This window comes from Dietzia sp. DQ12-76, from assembly GCF_014145045.1.
Taxonomy (GTDB): domain Bacteria; phylum Actinomycetota; class Actinomycetes; order Mycobacteriales; family Mycobacteriaceae; genus Dietzia.
This window is the reverse complement of the sequence record NZ_JAALDV010000139.1, coordinates 1-2,438: the sequence shown is the minus strand read 5'-3', so window position 1 is coordinate 2,438 and position 2,438 is coordinate 1. Positions and strand designations below refer to the sequence as shown.

Below are 2,438 nucleotides of genomic sequence, written 5' to 3'. Positions count from 1 at the left end.
GGCCCGCGGCCGACGTGTCGGACACCGAGGCCACCACGTCGGCCGCGATGTGCCGCAGCGGCGTGCGCCCACGCGCGTCCGTTACCTGCTCACGGCTGAGGACGCGCGCGGGCAACTCCTGATCCGGCGATATCCCGGCCGCACCGCTACGCCTCCACGCCCGCAGCACCCGCGTGTCGAGATCCGAGGTCGCGCCACCGGCGAGCGCGATCCCGTGGGCCCGGATCGAGCGCTCGGCGAAGGCCCGGGGGTCGGAGAACCTGAGGGCCGGGTGCAACGACATTGCCACCCCCTGGGGACAAAAGTGTGATCTACGTCATCGCCGAAGCTACACGACACGAAGGAGCGGACATGACCCAGACGACAGCCGTCCCCACCGAGCGAGGTGGGCCGGACGAGACGATCACCTTCTGGCTCGCGGAGTTCGACGACGCCCTCCGGGCGGGGGACTCCGACCGGGCCGCGCAGCTGTTCGAGCCCGACGGGTACTGGCGTGACTTCGTGGCCTTCACGTGGAACCTCAAGACACTCGAGGGACGCGAGCAGATCCGCCGGATGCTCGACTCCCAGCTCGTCGCGGTCTCGCCCTCCGACTGGTCGCTCGACGAACCCGCGAGCGCGTCGGACGGTGTGGTCGAGGCGTGGGTGAGCTTCGAGACCGTGGCCGGCCGCGGATGGGCCCACCTCCGACTGCGTGACGGCAGGGCCTGGACCCTCCTGACCACGATGCAGGAGCTCAGAGGCCACGAGGAGAAGAGGCGTCGGACCCGGGAGCAGGGCGTCGAACACGTCATCCGGAGGGGGCGCAAGACCTGGCTCGAGCGGAAGCGGGAACGTCAGGAGACGCTCGGCTACACCGAGCAGCCGTACACGGTGATCATCGGTGGCGGGCAGGGCGGGATCGGACTCGCGGCCCGACTCAAGCGCCTGGGCGTGCCGACCCTGGTGATCGAGAAGAACGAGCGGGCCGGCGACTCGTGGCGCAAGCGCTACAAGTCGCTCCACCTCCACGATCCGGTCTGGTACGACCATCTCCCGTACATCCCCTTCCCCGACGACTGGCCCGTGTTCCCCTCGAAGGACAAGGTCGGGGACTGGCTGGAGCACTACACCGCGATCATGGAGCTCGACTACTGGTCCGGCACGCAGTGTCTCAACGCGGACTTCGACGACCAGTCCGGCACCTGGCGTGTCGAGGTGGACCGGCGCGGTGAGAGGGTCGAACTCCGACCCACCCAGCTGGTGTTCGCCCTCGGGGTCTCCGGTTACCCCAACATCCCTCACGTCGAGGGCGCCGAGTCGTTCGCGGGGGAGCAGTGGCACTCCTCCGAGTTCACGGGTGAGGGGGACGTGGAGGGTAAGCGGGCCGTGGTGATCGGCTCGAACAACTCCGCGCACGACATCTGTGCCGCGCTGTGGGACCACGGCGCCCAGGTCACCATGGTTCAGCGCTCGTCCACCCACATCGCGAGAAGTGACTCGCTCATGTCACTCGCGCTCGGACCCCTGTACTCCGAGGAGGCCCTCGAGGCCGGCGTGACGACCGAGAAGGCCGACATGCTCTTCGCCTCCTGGCCCTACCGGCTGCTCCCCGGGGTGCAGATCCCCGTCTACGAGCAGATGGCGGAGAAGGACGCCGAGTTCTACGGCAGGCTCCGGGACGCCGGATTCGAGCTGGACTTCGGAGAGGACGGCTCCGGCCTGTTTCTCAAGTACCTCCGTCGCGGCTCGGGATACTACATCGACGTCGGTGCCAGTCAGCTGGTGATCGACGGCGAGGTCGCGTTGGCGCGCGGTCAGGTGACGCGGATCCACCCCGACGGGGTGGAGCTGGACGACGGGACGATCCTGCCCGCCGACCTCATCGTCTACGCCACCGGCTACGGCTCGATGAACCAGTGGCTGACCGATCTGGTGTCCCAGGACGTCGCCGACCGGGTGGGCAAGGTCTGGGGATACGGCTCCGACACCACCCGGGATCCCGGGCCCTGGGAAGGGGAGCTGCGCAACATGTGGAAGCCGACGAACGTCGACCAGCTCTGGATCCACGGCGGCAACCTGCACCAGTCCCGCCACTACTCCAAGTACCTGGCCCTGCAGATCAAGGCGAGGATGGAGGGCGTGCCCACCCCAGTGTACGAGGTCCAGCAGACGCACCACACCTGTTGATGGCGGAGCCGGAAGAGCACTGCGGCCCGTGATCGAGGTCTCGATCACGGGCCGCAGTGCGTGTGACGGGAGGTCAGCCGAGGGACAGGCCGTAACCGCCCGGCTTCGTCGACCGGGGGATCGAGTTGGCCTTCCCGGGCGCCGCCGGTGCCTTCGCCTCGGCGGCCGTGTCGTCGGATGCCGGGGTGTCGGTCTTCGGCTCCTCGGTCGCCGTGTCCGGCGCCGTCGTGGGCTCGGCGGGTGACGTCTCCGCCGGCGCGGCCGGGGCG

The 2,438-nt window shown here is 69.0% G+C and carries 2 protein-coding genes and 1 pseudogene; 1 reads left to right on the top strand and 2 read right to left on the bottom strand.

Going from position 1 to position 2,438, the window contains the following annotated elements:
• Positions 1-283 (bottom strand): hypothetical protein (locus G6019_RS05980; RefSeq protein WP_206681810.1); only part of this gene is annotated, 283 nt, incomplete at its 3' end.
• 68 nt (positions 284-351) lie between these two features.
• Between G6019_RS05980 and G6019_RS05975 the strand changes: the two genes are divergently transcribed.
• Positions 352-2,169, top strand: coding sequence for an NAD(P)/FAD-dependent oxidoreductase (locus G6019_RS05975; RefSeq protein ID WP_182627202.1), 1,818 nt, complete (start codon positions 352-354; stop codon positions 2,167-2,169).
• A gap of 73 nt (positions 2,170-2,242) precedes the next feature.
• On the opposite strand, the pseudogene G6019_RS05970 reads toward G6019_RS05975, so the two are convergent.
• A pseudogene (locus G6019_RS05970) lies at positions 2,243-2,438 on the bottom strand (dihydrolipoamide acetyltransferase); the annotation flags it as partial.

What these genes read in the sequence shown, in the direction of transcription:
- G6019_RS05975 (WP_182627202.1), top strand. Translation starts at nt 352, where the DNA reads ATGACCCAGACGACAGCCGTCCCCACCGAGCGAGGTGGGCCGGACGAG.